The sequence below is a fragment of the Pseudoalteromonas sp. BSi20439 genome, from assembly GCF_000241165.1.
GTDB lineage: Bacteria > Pseudomonadota > Gammaproteobacteria > Enterobacterales > Alteromonadaceae > Pseudoalteromonas.
Genome location: NZ_BADW01000093.1, coordinates 1 through 18,563 on the forward strand (window position 1 = coordinate 1; position 18,563 = coordinate 18,563).

At 41.0% G+C, this 18,563-nt stretch carries 17 protein-coding genes, 1 tRNA gene and 1 other RNA gene; 17 read left to right on the forward strand and 2 right to left on the reverse strand.

All coding sequences use genetic code 11. The annotated features are described in order from the left end of the window. Positions 1 to 32 precede the first annotated feature (32 nt). The 4 genes from P20439_RS08380 (at position 33) to P20439_RS08395 (ending at position 6,219) form a co-directional block, all read left to right on the forward strand. A tRNA-Thr gene (locus P20439_RS08380) sits at positions 33 to 108 on the forward strand. Between the two features lie 428 nt (positions 109 to 536). Beyond that, positions 537 to 1,946 carry a TolC family protein gene (locus P20439_RS08385; RefSeq protein ID WP_008466115.1) on the forward strand — a complete coding sequence of 470 codons (1,410 nt, stop codon included), beginning with the start codon at positions 537 to 539 and terminating at the stop codon, positions 1,944 to 1,946. Next, positions 1,943 to 3,139 carry an efflux RND transporter periplasmic adaptor subunit gene (locus P20439_RS08390; RefSeq protein WP_008466116.1) on the forward strand — a complete coding sequence of 399 codons (1,197 nt, stop codon included), beginning with the start codon at positions 1,943 to 1,945 and terminating at the stop codon, positions 3,137 to 3,139. Before P20439_RS08385 ends, P20439_RS08390 begins: the two co-directional genes overlap by 4 nt. Next, positions 3,136 to 6,219, forward strand: coding sequence for an efflux RND transporter permease subunit (locus P20439_RS08395; RefSeq protein WP_008110431.1), 3,084 nt, complete (start codon positions 3,136 to 3,138; stop codon positions 6,217 to 6,219). The genes P20439_RS08390 and P20439_RS08395 overlap by 4 nt, the downstream gene beginning before the upstream one ends. Positions 6,220 to 6,365: 146 nt before the next feature. Here the strand turns inward: P20439_RS08395 and ssrS are convergent. Continuing rightward, positions 6,366 to 6,549, reverse strand: a non-coding RNA gene (gene ssrS, locus P20439_RS18210) — 6S RNA. Between the two features lie 491 nt (positions 6,550 to 7,040). Here ssrS and P20439_RS08400 point away from each other — a divergent pair. From P20439_RS08400 to P20439_RS08415, 4 genes are read left to right on the forward strand one after another with little or no spacing between them, the layout of a single operon-like run. Then, positions 7,041 to 7,604, forward strand: coding sequence for a UPF0149 family protein (locus tag P20439_RS08400; protein ID WP_008110427.1), 564 nt, complete (start codon positions 7,041 to 7,043; stop codon positions 7,602 to 7,604). Between the two features lie 36 nt (positions 7,605 to 7,640). Beyond that, positions 7,641 to 8,963, forward strand: coding sequence for a Xaa-Pro aminopeptidase (gene pepP, locus P20439_RS08405; protein WP_008466118.1), 1,323 nt, complete (start codon positions 7,641 to 7,643; stop codon positions 8,961 to 8,963). A gap of 14 nt (positions 8,964 to 8,977) precedes the next feature. Beyond that, positions 8,978 to 10,165, forward strand: a complete 1,188-nt coding sequence (gene ubiH / locus P20439_RS08410; protein WP_008466119.1) for a 2-octaprenyl-6-methoxyphenyl hydroxylase — start codon at positions 8,978 to 8,980, stop codon at positions 10,163 to 10,165. Next, complete coding sequence (locus tag P20439_RS08415; protein WP_008466120.1) at positions 10,162 to 11,328, forward strand: FAD-dependent oxidoreductase; 1,167 nt, start codon at positions 10,162 to 10,164, stop codon at positions 11,326 to 11,328. Before ubiH ends, P20439_RS08415 begins: the two co-directional genes overlap by 4 nt. A 163-nt stretch (positions 11,329 to 11,491) precedes the next feature. Here P20439_RS08415 and P20439_RS08420 read toward each other — a convergent pair whose 3' ends face one another. Then, positions 11,492 to 12,691 (reverse strand): alpha/beta hydrolase-fold protein, encoded by a 1,200-nt coding sequence (locus P20439_RS08420; RefSeq protein ID WP_008466121.1) that lies wholly within the window; start codon positions 12,689 to 12,691, stop codon positions 11,492 to 11,494. A gap of 380 nt (positions 12,692 to 13,071) precedes the next feature. On the opposite strand from P20439_RS08420, the gene rpsF reads away from it, so the two are divergent. From rpsF to P20439_RS08465, 9 genes are all read left to right on the forward strand, one after another. Then, positions 13,072 to 13,413, forward strand: a complete 342-nt coding sequence (gene rpsF / locus P20439_RS08425; RefSeq protein ID WP_008110420.1) for a 30S ribosomal protein S6 — start codon at positions 13,072 to 13,074, stop codon at positions 13,411 to 13,413. 43 nt (positions 13,414 to 13,456) lie between these two features. Beyond that, on the forward strand, positions 13,457 to 13,774 hold the full coding sequence (gene priB / locus P20439_RS08430) for a primosomal replication protein N (protein WP_008466122.1): 318 nt from the start codon (positions 13,457 to 13,459) through the stop codon (positions 13,772 to 13,774). A gap of 12 nt (positions 13,775 to 13,786) precedes the next feature. Continuing rightward, complete coding sequence (gene rpsR / locus P20439_RS08435; RefSeq protein WP_002962753.1) at positions 13,787 to 14,014, forward strand: 30S ribosomal protein S18; 228 nt, start codon at positions 13,787 to 13,789, stop codon at positions 14,012 to 14,014. 36 nt (positions 14,015 to 14,050) lie between these two features. After that, on the forward strand, positions 14,051 to 14,503 hold the full coding sequence (gene rplI, locus P20439_RS08440) for a 50S ribosomal protein L9 (RefSeq protein WP_008110407.1): 453 nt from the start codon (positions 14,051 to 14,053) through the stop codon (positions 14,501 to 14,503). A gap of 473 nt (positions 14,504 to 14,976) precedes the next feature. Continuing rightward, on the forward strand, positions 14,977 to 15,405 hold the full coding sequence (locus P20439_RS08445) for a type IV pilin protein (RefSeq protein WP_008110403.1): 429 nt from the start codon (positions 14,977 to 14,979) through the stop codon (positions 15,403 to 15,405). Positions 15,406 to 15,410: 5 nt separating this feature from the next. Beyond that, a complete protein-coding gene (locus tag P20439_RS08450) occupies positions 15,411 to 15,863 on the forward strand; it encodes a GspH/FimT family pseudopilin (RefSeq protein WP_008466123.1) in 453 nt (150 codons plus the stop codon). After that, complete coding sequence (locus P20439_RS08455) at positions 15,860 to 16,264, forward strand: prepilin-type N-terminal cleavage/methylation domain-containing protein (RefSeq protein WP_370587301.1); 405 nt, start codon at positions 15,860 to 15,862, stop codon at positions 16,262 to 16,264. Before P20439_RS08450 ends, P20439_RS08455 begins: the two co-directional genes overlap by 4 nt. Next, on the forward strand, positions 16,261 to 16,782 hold the full coding sequence (locus P20439_RS08460) for a PilW family protein (RefSeq protein ID WP_008466124.1): 522 nt from the start codon (positions 16,261 to 16,263) through the stop codon (positions 16,780 to 16,782). The genes P20439_RS08455 and P20439_RS08460 overlap by 4 nt, the downstream gene beginning before the upstream one ends. Beyond that, entirely contained in the window at positions 16,779 to 18,512 is a 1,734-nt protein-coding gene (locus P20439_RS08465; protein ID WP_008466125.1) for a PilX N-terminal domain-containing pilus assembly protein, read from the forward strand. The genes P20439_RS08460 and P20439_RS08465 overlap by 4 nt, the downstream gene beginning before the upstream one ends. The last annotated feature ends 51 nt before the right edge of the window (positions 18,513 to 18,563 follow it).

Genomic DNA, 18,563 nt, shown 5'->3' on the forward strand with positions numbered 1-18,563 from the left:
CCTTGCTAATGCAAGGCTTTTTGTTTTAGTGTGCCGACTTAGCTCAGCTGGTAGAGCAACTGACTTGTAATCAGTAGGTCAACCGTTCGACTCGGTTAGTCGGCACCATTTACAATGTAACTAGAAAAAGAAACTGTAATCAGTAGTCTGTTCAAGTTACCCGTCGACTCGGTTAGTCGGCACCATTCATACAAAGCCTCGCATATGCGGGGCTTTTTTGTTTCTATTCTAAATTTGGCTCAGCATCAAACTACCTTCCATCTCAAAATATATTTATAATTTTATTCCGCTTTAGCTGGTGTAATGCCAACAGTAAATCCTGCCGTCTTTTCTATATTCACTTTTTAAGAGTTTAAATTAACTTTTTGATTAAAAGTTGGCTTGCTGATTTTTTTGTGATCATTGTGTTAACACTTGGCGTATTGAGTGAACCTATAATTTCATCGCAAGCTATGTAATGTTATGTAAAGTCAATTGAGCAAAGTTTGCTAAAGTGATTGAATAACATTCATAAATAGCACTAATCAGGTTTAAATATGATGTGGCAATGTAAGCCATCTTTATTAGCAATAAGCATTATAATGTTAAGCGGTTGTGCGAGTAATTTAAACCCGCAACAACGTGAGCGAGCGCCGAGTGCACTACCTACCCAATGGCAGCAAGCTGCCGCTAAATCGGTAATAGCCATAAACGATACTTGGTTCAATAAGCTAGCTTCACCAACAGTAAAGCAGCTAGTTACGCAAGCGCTTAAAAATAATCAACAACTACGACAAGAGCGTTTCGATGTAGAAATACAAAAACAACAATTAATTATTACTGGTGCTGCATTGTGGCCTAGCTTAGATATTTCATCACGGGTGGGGCGCAGTAAAAACAATCGCCCTGTTAGTTATAATAATTCGAGCTCTGTATCGTTAGAGTTAGGTTATGAAATTGATTTATGGGGTAAGCTTTCAAACGCAAAACGCAGGGACAATCTTAACTACCTTGCTCAGCAAGCTCGTTATGAGCAGGCTAAACAACAGCTTATTGCAGATGTTGTAACTAATTGGTTTAACCTAATCAGTGCAGAGCAATTACTTGATTTATTTAAGCGCAGAGAAGCTAATGCTAAACAAAACCTCGAGATTATTGAGTCGGGTTATCGCCAAGGTTTAAATGAAGCGTTAGATGTTTATTTGGCGCGTAACGAATTAAATAATGAACGCTCACGTATAGCCACTCAGCAAGCAAATTTAAGTCAATCTGCTCGTCGTCTTGAGCGCTTGTTGGGCGAGTATCCAAAAGGATTACTGGCGGCTAATCACGACTTACCCGTTATTAATGACGATATTCCTCTTGGTCTCCCCTCAGAGCTTATTACTCGTAAACCCACATTACGTGCTAGTTGGTATCAATTGTTAGCCACAGATGCTTCACTGGCTTATGCTCATAAACAGCGTTTCCCAAGTTTAAACTTAAGTGCAGGCTTAAGTGATAGTACTAGCAGGGTAAGCGACTTATTTTCTCCATCAAGCCTAGCATGGTCTCTGATAGGTAGTATTTCAGCTCCTATTTTTAATGGTGGGCGACTTGCTGCCAACGAAGAAATAGCCAGTTTACAAACGCAAAAGCAAGAGCAAGCTTATCTGCAGTCTTTGTATGATGCATTTAGCGATGTTGAAAATGCTATTTCGCAACAGCAGTCACTCAAAGCGCGCTACCAAAGTACATTACAAGCACAAGAGAATGCGTTAGCCGCCGAACAACTATCGTTTGAACAATATCAAAGTGGCTTAGTTAGCTACACCACAGTACTTGATGCGCAAGCCCGTTCATTTGATGCGCAAAGCTCACTGATTGAAATTAAAAATCAACTACTAACTAACCGAATTAATTTACATGTTGCCCTTGGTGGCGATTTTGTAAAATCAATATCCGTACAGGATGAACAAGCAATATGAAACTCAATAAACAAAAAATAATTGTTCCTGCCGCTATCATCATAGCTACACTTTTTTTAGTGATGTTTATTAAAGGCAATCCACCAACCGCATCACGTTTTTCAGCGCCACCGAAAGCAAAAATTAATGTTGCAGTAAAGCCATTACAGTTAATTGACTACCCAGTTGAAATTGATAGTTTTGGTACGGTTAAACCGCGGACTCAGAGTATGTTAGTGGCTCAAGTTTCTGGTCAAATTATCGATATAAATGAGCAGTTTCGCGAAGGTGGCTTTTTTGCCAAAGATGATGTGCTATTGCAACTAGATGATCGCGATTTAAAAGCGGAAGTTAAATCTGCACAAGCTAACTTATTAAATGCAGAGCAAAGTTTGTTAGAAGAGCAAGCTCGTGGTCGCCAAGCATTGACCGACTGGCAGCGCTTAGGGAATGAGTCTGAACCAAGCATATTAGTGCTTAGAAAGCCGCAGCTAGCAGCAGCCCAAGCACAGGTTTTATCAGCTCAAGCACAGCTAGAAAAAGCACAACTCAATCTTGAGCGCACTAAAATTAAAGCGCCCTATGCTGGACGAGTATTAAACCGCAGTGTCGACCTAGGTCAGGTGGTGTCTAATAACATGCAGTTAGCGACTATTTATGCCACTGACAGTGTTGAAATACGCTTACCAATCAAAAATAAAGATCTGCCTTTTATTAATTTACCAGAGCAATATCGAGATGGTGCTAAAAATCAGCGTGGCTCAGCGGTTAACTTCACTTCTGATTTAATTGGCGAGCAACAATGGCAAGGCCAACTTATTCGTACTGAGGGCGCAATAGATGAAAGCGCCCAGCAATTATATGTAGTGGCTAAAATTAACGACCCCTATAAATCAACTAGTGATAATCAATATCCAGTAAAAATAGGCCAATATGTTAAAGCTAAAATTAATGGCAAAGTCGCCTCTCAGGTACTCGTTATTCCTAATAGTGCGATATATCAAGGCAGTTATGTTTATGTGGTTGAAAATGGCACACTACAGCGTAAAAATATTGCCTTAGCATGGCAAAATGCACAGCAAGGCATTGTAAAAAAAGGTTTAGAAGCTGGTAGCCAGTTAGTGTTAACACCGCTTGGGCAGGTAAGTTCAGGTACACCTGTACAGGTAATGGGTGCTACTCCTAAGGCACAAAAACGAGGAGAGCAGCCATGATCGCTTGGTTTACTCGTAACCATGTGGCTGCCAATTTACTGCTCATTAGTATTGTGTTGGGTGGATTATTCAGCCTTTCTTCTAAATTGCCTTTAGAAGTATTCCCTTCGTTTGTTTCTGATCGGATTAATATTAGCGTGAGCTTACGTGGTTCAACCCCTGAAGATGCAGAAAAAGGGGTCACCATACGTATAGAAGAAGCATTACAAGATCTCGAAGGTATTAAACAAATATCAAGTCGCTCTTCTGAGGGATCATCACAAGTCAGTGTCGAAGTTGATACCGGCTACGATGAGCGTGAACTGTTAGCGGATATAAAAAGCCGTGTTGATGCCATTAATACTTTTCCAGCGGATGCAGAAAAACCAGTAATAGGGTTAATCCAGCGTAAGCGTGAAGTAATTGCTGTTACAGTTTCAAGCGACTACAACGAAAAAGAAACCTTAGAATACGCAGAGCAAGTACGTGATCAATTACTGCGAATTCCGGCTATTACCCAAGTTGAACTAAGCGGCGTACGCAACTATGAGCTGGCAATTGAAGTAAGCCAAGATACGCTGCGCCAATACGATTTAACCCTGGCACAAGTATCTAGCGCTATTGCTAATTCAAGCTCAGACATTTCTGCCGGTAATCTTAAAACAGAGGGCGGTGATGTACTTATTCGCTCAAAAGGGCAAGCCTATCGAAAAGATGAATTTGCCAACATAGTGATAAAAAATCAGGCTGATGGCACCATTATTCGTTTAAGTGATATCGCAACCATTAACGATGACTTTGAAGAAACCCCCGTGCGCACCCGCTTTAATGGTAAGCAAGCGGCTTTTATAGATGTGTATCGTATTGGTCCGCAAAGTGCGATAGAAGTGGCTGATGCAGTTAAGAATTATATTACCAGTGAGCAAGCTAATTTACCGCAAGGGTTTTACCTGAGCTATTGGGATGATGACTCAGAGGTAGTAAAGAGTCGTATTGCAACACTGACTAGTAATGCCTTACAAGGTGGTATTTTAGTACTGGGATTGCTGACTTTATTTTTAAGACCAGCCATTGCGTTTTGGGTGTTTATTGGTATCCCGGTTTCGTTTATGGGTGCATTTATGGCAATGGCGGCATTTGGTGTCACCATTAATGTTATTAGCTTATTCGGTTTTATACTCGTGCTGGGGATTGTGGTGGACGATGCCATTGTCACTGGGGAAAACGTGTATACCCACTTAAAAACTGCTAAATCCGGTGAAGAGGCTGCCATAAAAGGGACTCAAGAAGTTGCTACGCCCGTTACTTTTGGGGTACTTACAACCGTAGCTGCTTTTTTACCCTTAGGTTTTATAGAAGGCGCTCGCGGCGCTATTTTTGCGCAAATTCCGGTGGTGGTTATTCCTGTTTTATTATTCTCTCTTATAGAGTCTAAATTTGTCTTACCTGCGCATTTAAAATATATCAAACTGCGTCAACAAAAAGGCGAAGGCTCTAAATTGGAACAACTTCAACAGCGTTTTGCAGATGGTTTTGAACATGCCATTTTAAAATATTATCAACCGGTATTGGGGTTAGCACTACGTAATAAATTGGCTACAGTCAGTTTATTTATGGGCGTATTTTTAATTATTTTAACTATGATCACCAGTGGTTGGACTAAGTTTATTTTCTTCCCGCGGATCCCAAGTGAAACTGTACGCGTTAATTTAACTTTTCCTGCAGGCACCCCGTTTGAGGTTACCAATAAATACATTATTGATATGTCAGATAAAGCCAGAGAGCTTCAGCGTAAGTATCAAGATGAAGAAACAGGACAAAGTATTATCCTTAACATTTTAGCCAGCACTGGTGGAAGAGGAGGGGCTGCTAACTCGGGTAGTGTGCGCTTTGAAATCACCCCAGCAGAACAGCGAGAGTCAGATATCGGCTCGCGTGAATTGGTAAAAGAGTGGCGGCAACTGATAGGTATAGTGCCAGGAGCTGAAAGCTTAACATTCAGAGCTGAGATAGGCCGAAGCTCAAACCCTATAGATGTTCAATTATCGGGTAATTCTATTAGCACACTGCAAACTGTTGCTGAGCAAATTAAACAACGTTTAGCGACGTACCCCAGTGTATTTGATATTGCCGATAGCATGTCTGACGGTAAGGAAGAGCTGCAAATAGAGTTAACAGAGCAAGGATTAGCCCTTGGGCTAAATAGGGTTGATGTATCAAGGCAAGTGCGTAACTCATTTTTTGGTGTACAAGTGCAACGCATTCAACGCGGGCGCGATGATGTGCGTGTTATGGTGCGCTTACCTATAGATGAAAGACGCTCAGTTGCTGATTTAAAAGATATATTAATACAAACGCCTAATGGTGGGCGAGTGCCGTTATCGCACGTAGCCACTTTAGTACCGGGTCAAAGCCCATCAACTATTACCCGTATCGACCGTTACCGTACGCTTAATGTATCGGCAGATGTAGAAAAAACCGATACCAATATGACCGTTTTACAAGCCGATTTAAAGGCTTATTTAGATGAGTTAGTTCAACAGTACCCAGGTGTTAGCCACTCGCTTGAAGGCGAAGCGAAAGAGCAGCGCGAATCGTTTGGTTCGTTACTGTGGGGAATGATCTTTGTCTTCTTTGTCATTTATGGATTACTCGCCATTCCCTTTAAATCATACTTACAACCGCTGGTGGTGATGAGTATTATTCCTTTTGGCATGATAGGCGCGGTAATCGGTCATTGGATAATGGGGATGGAGCTTACCATAATGAGCTTACTAGGCATGCTTGCGTTAATTGGTGTGGTTGTGAATGACTCGTTAGTACTGGTTGATTTTATTAATAAGAAGCGCAGTGAAGGGCTCGATTTAATGGAAGCGGTTAAAACTGCTGGCGTAGCGCGTTTTCGACCGGTTATGCTCACTAGTTTAACCACCTTTATAGGCTTAATGCCATTGCTGTTTGAAAAGGCGACTCAAGCGCAGTTTTTAATTCCTATGGCTGTGAGCTTAGGGTTCGGGATCATATTTGCGACCTTTATAACTTTATTACTTGTTCCAGTTAACTATATGCTTATGGAGCGCTTTCAAGGTTGGTTTAAGTAGTGTTAGGCATTAGAAAGACAAAGGGATAGGCGTTAGAAATAAAATTAAATATCGGGCTGTGGAGACGCAGTTCGATATATTTAAAGACGAAAGATAGGGAATATTTAGTCTAAAGAAATGCTTGAGAACCTAAGCTATAAAGGAAGGTGTTCCCCGAGCATGCGGTGCCCGGTGTCAGTCCTGAAACCTTGAGGTTTCAGGGCGGAAATCTGCGGTCTACCGTAGGCTTCTCGGTACATGCCGAGCTTGCACAATAGTAGACGAACAAAAATCCTGGTATAAAATTTATCGGCTCAGGGACTTAACCAAGCTCCTGCACCCCAGGGAACAAATTCAGTATATAAGACATATTCCAATCCTTAAACCCCAATCGTAAAAAATTACACTGTTCGCTCAGTTTTCCTGCAAATTTAGGGTCTGTTGACCTTTGCGGATTAAAATTTGTTCAAACTAGGGGTGGTTTAATCGCGGCGCGAGGTTTGTAACCTAGTGGGCTAAGTAAAAACCGAGCAACAAAGAGTAAATCGCCCCTAGGCAGAACCCGAAGGGCAGCGCCTGTTTGGCATTGATGCTGCGTTATCACCTATTTATGGGGAATAACCACACCACATAGGCTCTGCCTTGCCTAAATACCAAACAGACTGCTGCAAATTTAACCTTGAAGGGTCAACAGACCCTAATCTTGTATTTACTTTTAAGATTGCTTTTTGAACTTAATCAGCTTTTCAATCGCTTGCTTTTGACCTCAGTCATAGAATTCATTGGAGTTGCTTTTTATCGAGTGGTAGCATTGCTTTAATTAGCAAAGCGAAGACGTCATTATGAATAACTTACCAGATTACGAAAAAGCCCAACTTCTTTTAGAGAAAAATGAAATATTTGTATCACCCGCAGAAGCGCATGGCGTTATTAGCGGTTTACTTGCTTGTGGGTTAAGCATTGATGATAAAGAATACTTAGGCTTATTGAGCGATGTATTTAATGATGGCGAGTCGTTTAGCAACGATTTAAAGCAGTTTTTTGGCCAAATTTATCAACAAGTGGTTGAAAGTTTTAATAACGAAGAGTTTCAATTTGACTTGTTTTTACCTAGTGATGACGAAACACTCATCGATCAGGCCAACGGGCTCGTATCATGGGTAGCTGGGTTTATGTTGGGCTTTGGCTTAAAGCAAAAAGACTATGGCAAGCTGTCGGCAGATGTAAAAGAAGTGATCAGTGACTTTAGCGAAATTACACGCCTAGATACAACCTTTGAAGAAACCGAAGAAGATAGCCAAGCACTGCATGAAGTGATTGAGTACGTCCGCGTATCGGCGCTTCTGTGTTTTGCTGAGCTAGGCAAAGAGCAAAATCCACAAAGCAACAAAAAAACACTGCATTAATTGAGCAACACAATAAAAGTAATGGGTTAGTTATTAATGGTTGAAATACAAAAGTCAGAGTTTAAAGCGCGCCGCGAGCGTTTATTGGCGGCAATGGATAATAACAGTATTGCTATAATTCCCGCAGCAACAGAACTCACGCGTAGCCGTGATACTCATTATCCGTTTCGACAAGACAGTGACTTTTTTTACTTAACTGGTTTTAACGAACCCGATGCCGTGTTGGTGCTTTGTAAGAACAGTGATACGCCTTCACTATTATTTTGTTTAGATAAGGACAAACTTGCAGAAGTATGGCACGGCAGGCGCATTGGTTTTGAAAAAGCGCAAAGCGAATACTTATTCGACAAAACTTATGCACTTAGTGAGCTAAATGAACAATTATTGAATTTGGTGAACGGCCAACAGATTTTATTTTATGCACAAGGGACGTATCCTGCCTTTGACGGCAAAGTATTTTCAATGCTCAACACTTTGCGCAGCGCTCCTAAAAAAGGGGATGCAGCACCGAGTACAATTAAAGATATTCGCCATTTATTGCACGAAATGCGCTTATTTAAATCGCCAAACGAAATTAACATTATGCGTGAGGGCTGTGAAATAAGTGCTCGAGCGCACATGCGAGCCATGCGTTTTTCCCACGTTGGCGCAACTGAGTTTCAACTAGAAGCTGAGCTTCATCATCACTATGCAATGAATGGGGCGCCACATCCTGCTTATGGCACTATTGTCGGCAGTGGCGATAACGCCAATATTTTGCATTACACCCAAAATAGCGATGTATTAAACAATGGCGACTTAGTACTGATTGATTCAGGTTGTGAACTACAAGGCTACGCCGCCGATATAACGCGTACTTTCCCGGTTAACGGAAAATTTAGCACCGAGCAAGCTGCGCTTTATAATATTGTACTTAAAGCGCAAGAAGTCGCATTTAGCGAAATAAAACCCGGTGGCTACTTATCTCAGGCAAATAAGCTCGCTATGAAAGTGCTAACCCAAGGGTTACTCGATTTAGGTATTTTAACCGGCGATTTTGATGAGTTAATGGCACAAGGTGCCTGTAAAGAATACTACATGCATGGCCTTGGTCACTGGTTAGGACTTGATGTTCATGATGTGGGTGATTATAAGGTTAATAACCAAGATCGCGCCTTAGAGCCGGGTATGGTGCTAACCATTGAGCCTGGGCTGTATATTAGTAAAAACTCAAATGCGCCTCAAAAATACCAAGGTATAGGTATTCGTATTGAAGATAACTTATTAGTAACTGATTCAGGTCACGATAACTTAACCATTAGTGTGCCTAAAACAATTAGTGAAATAGAAGCGCTAATGCAAAGCGCTAAAAACGCATAAGCTTGGAGATAAAAGTGGCTAAGCAGTTTGATGTTGTAGTTATTGGCGGTGGTTTAGTTGGCGCAAGTTGCGCACTGAGCATAAGTAAAAAAAATCCCAGCCTACATATTGCCGTGGTTGAAGCAAATCAAGTAACCACAGATTATCACCCAAGTTTTGACGACAGAAGCATCGCACTTGCACAGCAGTCGGTGGAGTATTTACAAAGCCTCAGTTTATTTGAAATAAACGCTCCCTATGCGGCAGCCATAAAAAAAGTCAGTGTGTCAGACAAAGGGCACTTTGGTAAAACCCATATACACAGTGATGAGTTTGCAAAACCCTCATTAGGCTATGTGGTAGAGGTAAACCCATTTGGCAGAGCGCTGCATCAACGTTTAACGCAATCAAATATATCGCTTTTTTGCCCTGATAGCGTAACGGCGATAAAACAAAATACCGAAAGTAATGAACTGACATTACAAAGCAGCGAAAAACTAAGTGCTAAGCTGTTAGTGATTGCCGACGGTGCACAATCGCCAACCCGTCACTTGCTAGGCTTAGGTTTTAATACCCAGCCTTATGAACAAGGCGCGATTATTGCCAATATAGAAGTGGCTGGTGGACATAACCATCATGCGTTTGAGCGTTTTACTCAAAACGGCCCAATGGCCTTATTACCCATGAGTAATAACCGTTATTCGTTAGTATGGTGTATGCGTCAAGAGCATATTGATCAGCATATGGCATTAAGTGAGTCAGACTTTTTAAGCGTACTGCAAACCACCTTTGGTTATCGTGCAGGGCAATTTATAAAAGTCGGTATGCGCGCCAGTTATCCGCTGGTTTATGGGCAAATCGAATCGTTGACGGCGCACCGTACTGTGGTAATAGGTAACGCGGCACACGCCATTCACCCAATTGCAGGTCAAGGCTTTAATTTAGGGCTGCGCGACGTACAAGTGCTTAGTAACTTAATAGCAAACAGTGAACATGATTTAGGGAGTTATGCCTTTACTCGTCAATATTCAATTAAGCGCAGTGATGATATAAAAACCGTAATGACATTGACCGATGCTCTGGTCAGACTTTTTTCAAACTTATCACGGGTGTTAGCGCTTGGTCGTAGTATTGGGCTATTTTCAATGGATTTATTCCCCGCATTCAAAGCCCCATTGGCTAAACAGTTAATGGGACAAGTTAAACAAGGTACACGTTTATGAAACAAGTACAGGTTTGTATAGTGGGTGGTGGCTGCGTAGGTTTAACGCTGGCGCTAGGGCTTGCTAAAGCGAATATCAGCGTGGTTGTGTTAGATGCAGCGCCAACTCAAGCTTCACCTAGCGATGATTATGGCTTACGAGTTAGTGCACTAAGTATTGCCAGCCAGACCTTACTGAAGCAGTTAAATGTATGGCCACATATAATAGCTGAGCGAGCTTGTGCTTATACGCACATGGATGTACGCGATGCCGATAGCTTTGGTAAAATAGCCTTTAATAACGAGCAACTTGAGCTTGACCATTTAGGCCACATAGTTGAAAACGACATTATTCGCTTTGCACTAATAAAAGAGCTTGAGCAGCAAAGTAATGCCACACTCATGTTTAATACCGAGTATCAGCAAATACACCAAAGCGAGTCTGATGTATTTATTAATTTAAAAACTGGCGAACCTATTATTGCTAAGTTGCTGGTGGCGGCTGATGGTGCAAATTCAGCGATTCGTAAACAGTTTAATATGGCGCTGAGCTTTAAAGATTACGATCACCATGCGTTAGTAGCGACAGTTAAAACCAAAGAGTCACATGCAAATACCGCACGCCAAGTGTTTTTACCTACAGGGCCGCTAGCGTTCTTGCCATTGAGCGATGAGCATACTCATTCAATTGTGTGGTCTACCAGCCCTAATCATTGTGATGAATTGTTAGCAATGGACGACACCACTTTTAATAAAGCAGTTATGGCTGCCATAGATGGCCAATGCGGTTTATGTGAAGTGCAAAGTAAGCGCGTCGCGTTTCCACTTAAAATGCGTTACGCCCAACAATGGGTTAATGGCAAGGTGGTGTTAATGGGCGATGCAGCGCATACCATTCATCCATTGGCAGGGCTGGGTATGAATCTGGGCCTAAAAGATGCGGCTTATTTAATTGAGCTACTAAGTCAAGACGCCAAAGAATTTGCCAGTACACGAACACTGCGTGATTACGAACGTACTCGCAAGCTCGACGCACAAAAACACATCGCCATGATGCAAGGGCTAAAAGAGTTATTTGAAGGTGCAAACCCGGTTAAAAAGCTGATTCGTGGAGTTGGGCTTTCACTCGTTGATAACTTAGGCCCAATCAAACACTTATTCGCCAAAGAAGCGATAGGGAAGTGATGAAGACAAGCGGTCAGTTTTTAGCTGTCAGCTTTTAGCCAAAGAAAAACCGATGTTTAGTTTAAACATCGGTTTTTTGTTTATAGGCTAATGCTTTCTTTAGTGTATGCGTACAGCTTGCTGGCGCGACGAGCAAAGCTCGTAATGCTTTTAAATTAATGAGCTACAAATTTTCTTGTGCTTCATTCACCATATCTTGCAGTGCATCGATTAACAATGGGTCACGCGAGTTCTGTTTAGCAAGTTCTAGTGCGTGTTTCATACTAGTGAATGCCTCTTTGAACTGTTTATTAGCAGTGTAGCCTTGCGATAATCGCATGTGAGAGTAAGCAGCATTAGGGTAATCGTTAGTAAAGTGTTTTAGTGTTGAAATAGCTTTTTTAGTGTTACCAAACTCTTGCTGGCTGTGGGCAAATTCTACGTACACATCTTGTGGAATTTTAAGCTCAAATCCGTACTTATCACTAAGTGCTTGGTAATAACCGGTAATCAATGATACATCAGCGAATTTTCCGTGCTCGTCAGTCACTTTAAATATTAGGTCGCTAAATAAGTGAATTAAGCTATCGCTAAGTGCTGGAAGTATGGTGCCCATATGAGTAAAAGAGGGGTAATGCTTATATTCCCATTTTAGTTGCGTAGGCATTTGTTGCTCTAAATTTACCAAAGTATTTAATGCACCTGTATAAAAGCGTGCGCCTTCACTTGCTACACTAATAAATAACGCTTGAGCGCCTTTAGGGTTTTTAGTGTATTTAGTGATATTACTTTTTAACTCTTCATCACTCCACCAACTATTTGGGCTTATGGCTATATAGTTGTTAAATAATTCCGGCTGATTAACTAAAGTATAAAGCGCTAATGTACCAGCATTAGAATGACCAATTAAGGTGTTGTAACCATTAGTTGGGTAGTTGCTATTTATATAGGGCATGAGCTCATCAGACACAAACTTTAAAAAATTATCGGTTTGCCCTGCGTCAGGCCATTTACTTTTAACAAAGGTTTGAAACTCAGTTTTAGGCTCCCCTTGTACTTTAGGTAAGTAATCACGAACGCGGTTGGTTGTATCGATAGCAACAAGCATTGCATTAGGTATCTGCTCGTAATCAACAAGGGATTTGATTACGCCAGACGCCATATGAAAGTGCTCAACACCATCAAGTAAATAAATAACATAGAGCGGCTGATCGTCTTTTACATTGTCAGGTATGAATATTCTGATAGGTCTGTCTTCGTTAAGTATTTTTGATTGTAGAATGACCTTTTTACCCACGGTTATGTCGGTTGTAGCGGTGTCTGCATGGCTTAAAAAAGGTGTACTAAAAGTAAGTATTAACACAAGCGATAGTAAGAGCTTCATAAATATCCTTATTAAATAATGTGCTGTTTAATAATTGCACGGCTTTAGATTTGAGTAAATGTTTATATTTTAGGGGCAAATGTAGGGCTTAAGTAATTAAAAGCTTCGCTTTTCAAGCGAGCAAGCTCGCGCCTACCTAGTAAATATTAAACACTTATCTTTATTTTACTTATTGATATAAAAGGAGCATCCAATAATCCCTTCCCGAACCCCGAACCCCGAACCCCGAACCCTTATCTATCAAAGCTTAAAAAGCTGCTTGCTTAATTATCCTACTAAGCGTAGAATGCGCGCTCATTTCGGCTTTTAAACTATTAATTCCTTGCCTTAAACCGACCGGCCGAAACGGTAGAAGGCTCTATTAACCGTAAGGAATATCCATGCGTCATTACGAAATCGTATTCATGGTTCACCCTGATCAGAGTGAGCAAGTATCTGGTATGATCGAACGTTATACTGGTTCTATCACTGAAGCAGGTGGTACTATCCACCGTCTTGAAGACTGGGGCCGTCGTCAACTGGCTTACCCAATCAACAAGCTTCATAAAGCTCATTATGTTCTTATGAACGTTGAAGCACCAACTGAAGTAATCAGCGAGCTAGAAACTACTTTCCGCTACAACGATGCAGTGCTTCGTAACTTAGTTATGCGTACTAAAAACGCTGTAACTGAAGCGTCTCCTCTTGTAAGAGAAGAGAAGAAAGAAGCACCAGCTGCTTAATTGTTTTGAGTCCTAGCATGGCACGTAGTCAGCAGTTACTATAATGGTTAGCCCATATACGAATCAGCTGGTTATATCGGGGGTTGTTTGTAAAACACCCAAGTTTAGCCAAAGCCCCGCGGGCATACCGCATTGTATTTTTGTTGTAGAACATAAATCAATGCAAGTTGAAGCAGATCTTAACCGTAATAGTTATGTGAGGCTTCAGGTGGTTGCCAGTGGTAAGCAAATGCAACAACAGACTCAACATTTGCACGTTGGGCAGGCATTGCAAGTGAGTGGTTTTTTAAATCGCCACGAAGGTCGTAACGGCCTTAGCCAATTGGTTTTGCATGCTCAGCATATAGAAAGAATTATTTGAGGAATTAATCTCATGGCACGTTATTTCAGACGTCGTAAGTTCTGCCGCTTTAAAGCGGAAGGCGTACAACAAATCGATTACAAAGATCTAGCTACTCTTAGAAACTATGTTACAGAAAGTGGCAAAATCGTACCTAGCCGTATCACAGGTACTAGCGCTAAATACCAGCGCCAGCTAGCAACTGCTATTAAGCGTGCTCGCTACTTAGCCCTTCTTCCATACACTGACTTACATAAGTAAGCAGCGGATTAACACGTTTTTAAAAGGTGTAGAAACATGCAAGTTATTCTACTAGATAAGATCGCTAACCTAGGTGGCCTAGGTGACCAGGTTGTTGTTAAATCTGGCTTCGCACGTAACTTCCTTTTCCCACAAGGTAAGGCAGTTCCTGCAACTAAAGCAAACATTGAAACGTTTGACGCACGTCGCGCAGAACTAGAAGCAAAAATCGCTGAACAGTTAACTGCAGCACAAGCACGCGCTGACAAACTTGAAGCATTAGCAGAAGTTACATTAGTATCTAAAGCTGGTGACGAAGGTAAATTATTCGGTTCAATCGGTACTCGTGACATCGCTGACGCTATCTCAGCTGTTGGTGTTGAAGTTGCTAAATCAGAAGTTCGTTTACCTCTAGGTACTATCCGTGAGACTGGCGAATTTGACGTTGCAATCGCAGTACACTCAGACGTAACAGCTACTATTAAAGTAATCGTTATTGCTGAAGCTTAATTTTTTAAAATTAAGTTAAAAAAACCGTGCTTAGGCACGGTTTTTTTTGATCAAAATTAAAGGCACTTTACCCAATAGCTTTGAGCTTGCTAAAAGCAGCTTGGTTACACCAATCTGCAATAATACTTAATCATTTTGAGGGGCTAAATCAGATGCTAGCTGCATTAAAAACGTCTCATTTAGAACAACTAAACAACGAAATTTTTGCCTTGATATCGACACTATTTTCCTTCCTTAAAATAGCTCACTTCATCAAGCGAATTGATACTAATTAATTTACTATTCAGAACTCAGGTTTTTATTACTCTCTTATATATACAAACAACCTACCCCATTTAAAAGTTCTTAAAAAAGTTAAACCGCTTTAACTTTAATAAATTCAGTATATTAATTCATTCTGTTCCTTTTTTGCAATATTGACAAAACTATGGTATGAGCTATATTAGTGCTTTATGGTTATAAAAGTTTGATCAATGTTAATAAATTACAACAAAAGAATTATTTGTGCTGGGTTTACTTTAGTCGAGCTTTTAATTGTAGTGGCGATTATAGGTATTCTTTACAGCGTTGCGTTGCCTTCGTATCAAAGTTACTTAGAGCGAAGTCGGCGTGCAGATGTGCAGCAGCAAATATTACAATACAGTGCCACGCTAGAACGAGTTTACTCTCGTAATGGTGGGTACCCTAATGCGTTTGATGCAGCTGCTAACACTGAATATTATACGTTTAGTTATACACCCACGAATAAAGTAACAGGCGCTACGGCTGATTTTAAAAACAGAGGTTACTCGTTGAAGGCAACACCTAAAACAGGATCTGCTCAAGCTGCGGACAGATGTGGGGCATTAATAATTAAGCATGATGGCAGTGTTGAGGCACAAGGCACTGACTGTTGGGAGTAAATAAAATGCAAAAGTCGCGAGGGTTTACACTCATAGAGCTAAGTGTCGTGCTGAGTATCATTGGTATTTTAGCGACAGTGGCTGTGCCTAGCTTTATAAAGCAGATTCAACAAGACCGAATAGTAACAACGGCTAACCAATTAATTAGCGTATATAAATATGCACGAAGCGAAGCGGCCAAGCGAGAAGTTAATCTTAAACTAGTTACTGCAGGTACAAAGTGGCAGGTAGTTAGTTCTGAAAGTGGCTCTGATGAAGTGTTGCGTGAGTTTGTTTCTAACTACTCTAATATAGAAATTAACCTACAAGATCGTGAAGTAAAAGCAACAGGTGAAGTATCTGCTGCTGCTACTATATTGGTTAAAGATGGCATTAGCGATACAAAAGATTATTATCTGTGCATTTTAAAAAGTGGGCAGAGTTGGTTAGCTGATGTGTCTTTAAATGGGTGCGCATGATGAAGTTGCAAAAAGGCTTTACGTTACTTGAAGTTATGATAGCTGTTGTTGTAGCAGGAATTGCATTGTTGGGATTAGCGGCAGCTCAGCTGAAGTCATTGCAGTATGCTACTAATAGTTTTAACTATACGGTATCGTTAATTCAGGCTCAAAATACCATAGAGCAAATATGGCCTCATTTATGTACCCTGCAAAAAGATAACCCCGACTTTTTTAATGATGTTGCTTTTAAAGCGTCATTAGCTCCACAAATTGCCGATTATAGTTTGTCATTACCGGCTAGTTACGCTAATGAAATGCAAGTCAGTATTTCATGGCAGGATGAGCGCCTAACCGATAATGTAATTAATCAAATTACTTTAAATGCAACTTATCCTGACATTAGTGGAGAATGCCCATGAAAAACTGGCGAGTTGCAAAAGGGTTTACCCTTGTTGAGTTAATGGTTGCAATGGCTGCAGGCACTTTTTTGCTAGCAGGTGTTAGCTTGTCGTACTCGGCAATAAAAAGTGGTATTCAAGTAAGCAAAGAGCTTGAAAATGCACAAGAGGTATTGCGTTACAGTAATACGGTTTTGACAAGAAGTACTAAGCAATCATTTGATTTGCCAGTGGTATCGGCTGACGGAATGACTATTACCTATACCATGCCAGCTGGAGTGATCACGTGCAATGGTGATGTGTCTAGTGTTGCTGTTGTTGAACGTTACTACTTACAGAACAATAACTTAATGTGTGCGAAAGATGCAGACACTCCCGAAAGGTTGTTAACGGGCGTAGAGACATTAAGTTTTAGTATCAATAATAATGTGGTTACAGTAAATATTAAGCCGGAGGGATTACCTGGGCAGTTTAATAATGCAGTGGAGATGAATATAGCTGTATCTAGCGTTATTTTATCAGGAGTATTCGGCTCATGAAACGTATAAGAGATAAAGGTTTTACGCTGGTTATAGTCCTTATTTTACTTGGTATTTCAAGTGTTGTTGTGCTGAGTTCATTAAGAGAAAACGTGGTTCAAGAACGATTAAGTGGTAATTTTCAAAAGAAAATTAATAGTCGCTTGTTGGCTGAAAAAGGTGTTTTTGAACAAGCCCAAGCTATGCAGCAAAAGCTTAACGATGACAGCAGCTTAGATATGATTCAGATGGTTGCTGATTCAGGGGTTATAACAGGTACTGGTGAGGTAAGTGATTCAAAGTTTAGCTCATCGGTTGCGATTAATGCCGCGGGTGAAATAGAAATCACCAGCCAAGGTAGCCGCTATGACGACGACGCGCAAAGTAATTTAGTTGCACGCTATGGGTTTGTGCCGGCATCACCAGGCTCACTATTTACTAATGCATTGGTGGGGTGTGTTGGCTTAAATTTACGTGGTAGTGGTGTTATAGACAGCTATGATTCTGATTTGGGTACTTATGATGAAACAAACACCAGTGAAGGGGATGTTGCCACTATTGATGAAGACGCCGATGTAAGTGTGGGTGGTGATTCTATCCGAGGTGATATTAAAGCCACCGGGATAGTTTATTTACAAAGCGACGGTATTATTTTAGGTGATATACACTCAAATGGTGGGGTAGAAATTTCTGGCGGCAGAGATACTAGTACTTTGCGCGTTGAAGGGAATGTTCGAACTCAAGGCGATTTTTCTTACCAACGTGGTGGTGGGCATATTACAGGGTATGTTCGTGTAAACGGCGACGTAAGTATGGCGCAAGGTACTTTTATAGATAACATAAATGCAGAAGGGCTGGATATATTATATGGCGGTTCAGGAAGTTTTGGCGACAGTGCCCATGCTCAAGGCGGAAGTGCTTACACTGCAGTGCAATTTAATGTAAACCCCGAAGTTGAGGCTGTCTCTACCTCTGATCCTACTCTTCCTGGGTATGATCCTACTAACCCAGACACTAGCTGTGACCCAATTAATATTCCAGCACGGGTTATTAATTTAATTGATGATACTACCAGTTATACCAACTTTGCTTTAGGTGGCGGAGCAGTTTATGCGTTTGAACCTAAGCAAGGTCAATCAATTAGTGGCAGTTTTAGTGATTTAACCGCAACAACAGATGAAGTATTCATTTTTAGTGGTTTACCACAAATACCAGCAGATGCGGCACCGAGCGAGTATATTTTTGGTTTTACAGGAGTAAAGCTCTCTAGTAATGCTGCCGTGACTATTGATGGTGGCGATGTTATTTGGGTTGTTGATGGTCAGTTTGATATGCAAAACAACTCTAAACTAACAGTTAAAGCGGGTAGTAGCTTAACAATTATTACTACTGGTAAATTTAACATTGGGGCATCTGCAAAAGTGATTGTTGAAGATCAGGGGTTAGCGCCAAGTGGGCATCCCGCTTTTCAGGTGTTTTCTTCTTTTGTTGGTAACGATGGCATATTAATTCAGAGCGACTCACAATTATATGCCGCTATTTATGCACCTCTTACATCAGTTAAATTAACTGGCTCGGGTGCCTTGTTTGGTACGGTGCGCGGAGCGTCAGTAAATGCAAATGGGGGGAGTGGTATTCACTTTGATTCGGCGTTATTAAATGCCAATAATAGCCCCGGTGGTAATTTGAAACCTAAAATCGTGTTTTTAGGCTGGTATTATAAAGTGCCAGAGGATGAGCCGATTATTTAAAACTCATTTTTTTATCATTAAACTTAATAATAAAGGGGCTCAGGTCCCTTT

Coding starts and splice junctions, on each gene's coding strand:
- P20439_RS08385 (WP_008466115.1), top strand. CDS start 537: ATGATGTGGCAATGTAAGCCATCTTTATTAGCAATAAGCATTATAATG.
- P20439_RS08390 (WP_008466116.1), top strand. CDS start 1,943: ATGAAACTCAATAAACAAAAAATAATTGTTCCTGCCGCTATCATCATA.
- P20439_RS08395 (WP_008110431.1), top strand. CDS start 3,136: ATGATCGCTTGGTTTACTCGTAACCATGTGGCTGCCAATTTACTGCTC.
- P20439_RS08400 (WP_008110427.1), top strand. CDS start 7,041: ATGAATAACTTACCAGATTACGAAAAAGCCCAACTTCTTTTAGAGAAA.
- pepP (WP_008466118.1), top strand. CDS start 7,641: ATGGTTGAAATACAAAAGTCAGAGTTTAAAGCGCGCCGCGAGCGTTTA.
- P20439_RS08415 (WP_008466120.1), top strand. CDS start 10,162: ATGAAACAAGTACAGGTTTGTATAGTGGGTGGTGGCTGCGTAGGTTTA.
- P20439_RS08420 (WP_008466121.1), bottom strand. CDS start 12,691: ATGAAGCTCTTACTATCGCTTGTGTTAATACTTACTTTTAGTACACCT.
- rpsF (WP_008110420.1), top strand. CDS start 13,072: ATGCGTCATTACGAAATCGTATTCATGGTTCACCCTGATCAGAGTGAG.
- priB (WP_008466122.1), top strand. CDS start 13,457: ATGGTTAGCCCATATACGAATCAGCTGGTTATATCGGGGGTTGTTTGT.
- rpsR (WP_002962753.1), top strand. CDS start 13,787: ATGGCACGTTATTTCAGACGTCGTAAGTTCTGCCGCTTTAAAGCGGAA.
- rplI (WP_008110407.1), top strand. CDS start 14,051: ATGCAAGTTATTCTACTAGATAAGATCGCTAACCTAGGTGGCCTAGGT.
- P20439_RS08445 (WP_008110403.1), top strand. CDS start 14,977: ATGTTAATAAATTACAACAAAAGAATTATTTGTGCTGGGTTTACTTTA.
- P20439_RS08450 (WP_008466123.1), top strand. CDS start 15,411: ATGCAAAAGTCGCGAGGGTTTACACTCATAGAGCTAAGTGTCGTGCTG.
- P20439_RS08455 (WP_370587301.1), top strand. CDS start 15,860: ATGATGAAGTTGCAAAAAGGCTTTACGTTACTTGAAGTTATGATAGCT.
- P20439_RS08460 (WP_008466124.1), top strand. CDS start 16,261: ATGAAAAACTGGCGAGTTGCAAAAGGGTTTACCCTTGTTGAGTTAATG.
- P20439_RS08465 (WP_008466125.1), top strand. CDS start 16,779: ATGAAACGTATAAGAGATAAAGGTTTTACGCTGGTTATAGTCCTTATT.